Below are 5,874 nucleotides of genomic sequence, written 5' to 3'. Positions count from 1 at the left end.
CGGCGCTATCCCCTTCTCTCGCTATCGCATTGTTCAGGGGATGCACCGAAACTCACCGCCGCTTCACCACCAACCAAGCCTATTGGCTATGGTTGGAGCGCTGCGACGAATCTTGGTAGAGCGACGCCCGAGACTCGGCAGGACTGACCGGGGTGGGCGCGGTTCGACACCGATCGGCCGTTCCGTTACGCGCGATTGGGTAACGTCACGACATAGCGATATCCGGTTTTCGGCGATCCCCGAACCGTCATCGTGCCACCGTGCAGGCGCACCAGTTGGGCGGCAAACAACAAGCCCAGTTTCTCTCGAGAGCGTTCGAGGGGTATTTTTTCTAATTCTGGCAGAACCGCGATCGCCTGTCGATCGCGGTCGTTCTCTTCCCAGGCGAGAATGCGACCGGGTAGGGGGGTCGAGTCGTCGAGAACCCCGTCGTTCGGTTCGGCGACGTTCTCGGGAACGGGAATGCCACAGAGTTCTAACTCGCTGGCAGGAAGACTTTCCCCCAACCAGGGATGGGATGCCCACACGGACAGTTCCATGGCGTCTTCGGGCGTCCGGGCAACGCGCACGCGCACCGTGCATCCGGTTTCGGCGGCGTGAACGACGCGGGAGACGGCGTGATAGAGAATTTGTTGGACTAAATCTTTATCGAGCGTCCAAATGCGATCGACGGCTTCGACGGACTCGTTGATTTGCTGTTCTCGGCGTCGGGCGACGGGTTCGAGGGTTTTCAGGACTTGCTGACAGAGCATTTCCATATCGATTGAGGTCAGCGATCGCGCCGCACTCGATTCTTTGAGCGATCGCAACATTAAAATCTCTTCGACGAGAGAGAGCAAATACTGACCGCTATCGTGGATGATTTTTAAATATTCCTTTTGTTTGCGCCGCAGGGGTCCGTAAATTTCGCGGTTGAGAACGCTCGTCATTCCCATGACCGAGGTGAGGGGAGTTCGCAATTCTTGAAGCAGGCGATCGAGCAGTTCGGTTTTGATCTGATTGGTCGAGAGGATATCTTCGAGGGGGCTAGAGGTGGCGATCGGGGTCGCAGGCGTCGGCATCGGCGATCGCGTTTCGGCTAGGGTTTCGATCGATGCGTACATCCGTTCGACCTCTCGCATGGCCAGTCGCGCGGCCAGTTCGACAAACTGAACTTCGCGTTTGGCAAACCGGCGCGGCGCTAAATCCATCACCGCCAACGTACCGAAACAATGTCCCGCCGCCGAAACGAGGGGGACGCCGAGATACGCTCGCACGCCGTACTGTCCCACCAGAAATCGATGGGCGAATTCCGAATGAGAGGCCGTGTCGCGAATCGACAGCAGTTGTTGCGTTTCGACGATGTGGTTACAGAACGACTCGCTCCGTTTCGTGCGCTTTAGCGTCGCCAGGGCGGTGAGGTCTTCTCTCGCGTCGAGAGACCGGGCGGTAATCCACTGCCAATCGCGATCGAGCAAGCCCACGACGGCGATCGGCACGTCGAGCGCTCGAGCCACCGTTTGCACGGCTTCCTCGAACGGGGGAATCGATTCCATCTCGAGCAAGCCGGAGTCAACCAGGGCTTGAAGGCGTTGTTGTTCTCGATCGATCTCGGTCATGACAGTTGGCGCGGCAAACAATTATCTCAAAATCGGGGGTTATTGCAGCCCTGGATGGTCGAACAGCGCCGCTAAGACACGCACGCCGCGAAGTTGGTTGGACAGGGGGAGGTGGCCTTTCGGTGCGCTCGCGTCCCAGGTAAATTCTTGGGGAAAACGAGTCCAGCTATTGCCCGTTTTCCAGCCGAGTTTCGGCCAGAGTTTATCCCAGTTTTTGCGAACGCCCAGCCATAACTTGCGCTGGACGGAAAACCCGAATTTTCCGTTCGAGTAGGCGACCCACAGGCGATCGATGGTTTGTAAGTCAGTGGCGGGAATGTTATCGACTTCCGTAAAATACAACCACGACCGTGCGGCAGCGTCTTCACCACCGAGCTGACAGAGCAACTGGCGGGTCAAATCGTCGGCATCTCGGAACCGTTCTTCGGCTAGGAGCGTCTGAAGGGGGGTGTAGTCGATGCCACGTTCGGAGTCGAGAGTCAGCGGACTCGAGAGGGTGGGATCGGTCATGAGCCTGTTGGGTGGACTGTCACTGGAACTTTTTATTTTCGCAGAATACGACGGATAATGTCGCTGCTCGATTGGGGAATTTCGATCTCGACGAGCTGCACGCGGCCGCCACAGGCCCGAACGGCGGGGGCTTCGGGGAGGCTGTCGGGTCGATAGTCGCCCCCTTTGACGTAAATGTCGGGTTGTAAGACTTCGATCGTCGACGTTGCCGTGGTTTCCGGAAAAATGACGACGCCATCTACGGGTTTGAGGGCAGCGAGGAGTTCTGCCCGTTGTTCTTGGGGAACGATCGGGCGCGGGGGGAATTCTGGGGGTTGCGGTTTGATGGCAGCCACCGAGCGATCGCTGTTGAGACCGACGACGAGGGCGCGGCCGAGTTGTTTGGCGGTGTGGAGATAGCGCACGTGACCGCAATGCAGGAGATCGAAACAGCCGTTGGTGAACACCAGCGGACGCCAGCGTTCGGGATCGGCCTCGACGGCCGCTTTGAGATCGGGGAGTGCGTACAAACCAGCTATCATGTGGGAAAGTTTGAGGTTGGCTGTCTCGAGAGGTCGGGGTCGAGAAAATGGCGTCGAGAGGACGTGACGGAGACGACCGGCCGTTGAGAAAACGACCTTCGACCGCAGTTGGAAACGAGGGTTTTCAGGTTTGACACGCTCGTTCGGCTCTCGATCGCTCTGCCGACCGATCCCTTTATCAAATAGTATCAGCCCGTGCGTGAAATCTCCGAACGAGGCGATCGAAACCCGTCACAGAATTGCGATCGCCTTGTCATTGTTTTGTCATATCTGATGTTTATTCTGATAATCAGTCAGTCCGAGCAAGTTAGCCCAATGGGTCGGTTCCTCAAACCCGGCGCTCTTCACACCCAGTTTGACTCGGACTGACGTTTTCCTCGACCGGACATACGCAGTCACCCAGTTTGTCGTTTGGGAAACGCCCGCCCACTTCTGGATTTAAGGGAATTAGTACCGAATTGCGTCAGTCCTACTCGAGTCGTCTTTTCCGTCTTTTCCGTCTTTTTAGTAAGATCGATCTACGAGGTGAATTTATCTTGCCCACACCTGCAAACTTATCCGAGCGTTACAGCTCACAAACTTCCCCTTCAGACGTGCCACAGTCTTCTTCTCCGAAATTTCGCGCCTTGGCTTATCTTGCCGTGTTTCTGCTCGGCGGTGGCGTGGCTTGGGTCGCCAACGAACGGTTAACGCCTTCTTCGCCGATGGCAGAGACGCCCTCGGCGGTATCGGACGTCGCGACCCCTACACCGACAACGGCCGACTCGACGACTGCATCGCCACCCCCCGAAACGACTGCAACCGCACCCATTACACCAACGAACTTCGTCACCGAGGCGGTCAACCGGGTCGGGCCGGCGGTGGTTCGCATCGACGCCGAACGTACGGTCACATCGCCTCAAGGTCTGACACCCTTTGACGATCCGTTTCTCCAGCAGTTTTTCGGTGTCCCTCAAGTCCCTCAAGAGCGAGTTCAGCGGGGGTCGGGTTCCGGTTTCGTTCTCAATACGAACGGTCACATCGTCACCAACGCTCACGTGGTCGATGGGGCAGATGCAGTTACGGTAACGCTTAAGGACGGTCGTACCTTCGACGGCCGCGTTGTCGGCAGCGACTCGATTACAGACGTAGCTGTGGTACAAATCGAGGCCGACGACCTGCCGACGTTGAGTTTTGCCGATTCCGATCGCTTGCAACCGGGAGAATGGGCGATCGCCATCGGCAACCCCCTCGGACTCGACAATACGGTCACGACGGGAATCATCAGTGCTACGGGGCGATCGAGCAGTGAAATCGGCGTTCCCGACAAGCGCGTCGAGTTTATCCAAACGGACGCCGCCATCAACCCCGGCAACTCGGGCGGGCCGCTACTCAACCAGAACGGCGACGTTATCGGCATGAACACGGCCATCATTCAAAACGCCCAAGGTCTCGGTTTTGCCATTCCCTCGAATACGGTCTCTCGCATCGCCGAAGAACTGATCGCCACCGGTCGCGTTCGACATCCCTATTTGGGCATTCAAATGGTGGCGCTGACGCCGGAGATCAAAAACAGTCTCAACCGCAACCCCAATAGTGGCTTGACGGTCGAGGAAGACGAGGGCATTCTCATCGTTCGCGTGATGGCGAATTCTCCAGCGGCTGAAGCGGGACTTCGTGCTGGCGACGTTCTTCTGGCGATCGACGGCGAAGCCGTAAAAACCGCCGACGAGGTTCAGCAAGCGGTTGCCGAAATGGAAGTCGATCGTGCGTTAACGCTCGAACTCAAGCGCAACGGCGAACCCCTCACGTTAGAGGTTCGGACCGGAGCGTTAGACGCGGCGCAACCGTGAGACAACGAGGGTTGACAAAAATATCTAATTGTGCTATAAGCCACAACGTCGAGGTAGCGGCACGAAATCCCATCTCTGAGGGAGGGAGCGAACTCAAATTCCGATAAAAATTGGAGTTTTCCGGCGAACTTCAATTTTTTTTCAAAAAAACTTGTCAAACGTTGCGGACGCTCTCAAGGCTGAATTGCATTTAGTACAATAGGCAGACTGATACTTAAGTATTGGGTTATTGTCGGCCGCGAGTGGAAACGACAGACCGTCCCGAAGGAATGCCCCGATCGAACGGGCATTCTCTGGAGTCTGGTGTTTTTCTGCAACTCCGATAAGGATGTATCTCCGCTCTCAGGAGGGTTTATGAGTTCCTCTTCTCATCAGTTTTCAAATTCTAACGATACGATGTCGGCAGCGATCGATCCGACCGATTCCCAACCCTCAGAATCCAAACCATCTGAGGTGGCGAACGCTCCCGAAACGCTTCACCGTCCTACCCCCCCACGCAAGCCCGAACCCCCTCGCGCCCCCGCCCCCCCGCCTCCACCGAAGGCTACATCACAACCGGAGGCGAGCGAGCCAAAACCGCCCGAACGTCCGGCACCGATTCCCGCACCGAGCGAACCGAAGCAGTATCGCGCCATCGGCGTGGTACGAGGTCGTTACGTTCCTTCAGAGGAACAGGTCTCGCGCGGTGAAATCGCGACGGCGGACGGTAACGTGCAAGCGGTACTGCTCGGGCGGGTTTTGAGTTTGGTGAAGAACCATATCGATCTCGAGCAGGATCATCTCTGGGTGGTGTATCCGCGTACTGGACAGAAGGACGGTCAGTTACATTTACAAATTGTGGGCGTTTGGGAGCCGGAAACGCTCCATCAGGACGAAGACGATTCTCAGTTAAAGCCCGTTCCGGCCTCGGAAATCGAAGATGGGTATTTTTCGATTCGCGGGGAAGTCATTTTTTGCTCCCAAGAGCGAAACTGCGTCGTGGTCAAAATCCGACAAGCCCCGCGCAAGCCTAAGCAACCGCCTAAGTTTTTCAAGGTTCAGTTGACTGGATATCCCGAGGGTAAGCTGTTACGGCACTTTTGGGAATTCGACGTCATCCGACAAGGGGAAGACCTTACGATTCGCGGGGGCCAAGATATGGGGCCGATGCCTCCGAAACGTCGTTCGAGCCAGAATCGTAAAGGTAAAGGCGGCTCGCACAAACCGTTCAAGCGTAAGGGAGGTCGCCCTCAAGGAAACAACCGCCCTCAAAAAGGGTCGAGCGATCGCCCGCGTCGCACGATCGAATCGCCGCGTAAGTCGGGAGAATCGCCGTCAACTCACTAATTCGCGGATTTAACCGTCTTGCCGCTCGGTTTCTGCGGTAGAACGGTTGTGGAGATCGCTTCGATCGTTTCGGGTACGATCGAAGCG

General features: G+C 56.8%; 5 protein-coding genes. 2 read left to right on the top strand and 3 right to left on the bottom strand.

Annotation, left to right across the window (positions count from 1 at the left end; translation table 11 throughout):
- Positions 1–185: 185 nt before the first annotated feature.
- From POG22_RS18630 to POG22_RS18620, 3 genes are read right to left on the bottom strand one after another with little or no spacing between them, the layout of a single operon-like run.
- Complete coding sequence (locus tag POG22_RS18630) at positions 186–1,598, bottom strand: GAF domain-containing sensor histidine kinase (protein WP_063718657.1); 1,413 nt, start codon at positions 1,596–1,598, stop codon at positions 186–188.
- Between the two features lie 39 nt (positions 1,599–1,637).
- Positions 1,638–2,108 carry a GUN4 domain-containing protein gene (locus tag POG22_RS18625; RefSeq protein WP_017660019.1) on the bottom strand — a complete coding sequence of 157 codons (471 nt, stop codon included), beginning with the start codon at positions 2,106–2,108 and terminating at the stop codon, positions 1,638–1,640.
- Between the two features lie 32 nt (positions 2,109–2,140).
- Positions 2,141–2,629: an adenylyltransferase/cytidyltransferase family protein gene (locus tag POG22_RS18620; protein ID WP_063718659.1), complete on the bottom strand. Its 489-nt coding sequence runs from the start codon at positions 2,627–2,629 to the stop codon at positions 2,141–2,143.
- A gap of 593 nt (positions 2,630–3,222) precedes the next feature.
- On the opposite strand from POG22_RS18620, the gene POG22_RS18615 reads away from it, so the two are divergent.
- Both POG22_RS18615 and patR read left to right on the top strand, forming a co-directional pair.
- Positions 3,223–4,461: an HhoA/HhoB/HtrA family serine endopeptidase gene (locus tag POG22_RS18615; RefSeq protein ID WP_498906766.1), complete on the top strand. Its 1,239-nt coding sequence runs from the start codon at positions 3,223–3,225 to the stop codon at positions 4,459–4,461.
- Positions 4,462–4,815: 354 nt separating this feature from the next.
- A complete protein-coding gene (gene patR, locus POG22_RS18610) occupies positions 4,816–5,787 on the top strand; it encodes a heterocyst master regulator PatR (protein ID WP_150128712.1) in 972 nt (323 codons plus the stop codon).
- Positions 5,788–5,874 lie beyond the last annotated feature (87 nt).

This window comes from Geitlerinema sp. CS-897 (genome assembly GCF_028368005.1).
GTDB classification, from domain to species: Bacteria; Cyanobacteriota; Cyanobacteriia; order Cyanobacteriales; family Geitlerinemataceae; genus Baaleninema; species Baaleninema simplex.
The sequence above is the reverse complement of the archived record's forward strand: the minus strand, read 5'-3'. Positions and strand labels throughout refer to the sequence as shown.

Excerpts from the sequence above, each read along its gene's own strand:
- POG22_RS18620 (WP_063718659.1), bottom strand. The coding sequence starts at position 2,629 with ATGATAGCTGGTTTGTACGCACTCCCCGATCTCAAAGCGGCCGTCGAG.
- POG22_RS18630 (WP_063718657.1), bottom strand. The coding sequence starts at position 1,598 with ATGACCGAGATCGATCGAGAACAACAACGCCTTCAAGCCCTGGTTGAC.
- patR (WP_150128712.1), top strand. The coding sequence starts at position 4,816 with ATGAGTTCCTCTTCTCATCAGTTTTCAAATTCTAACGATACGATGTCG.
- POG22_RS18625 (WP_017660019.1), bottom strand. The coding sequence starts at position 2,108 with ATGACCGATCCCACCCTCTCGAGTCCGCTGACTCTCGACTCCGAACGT.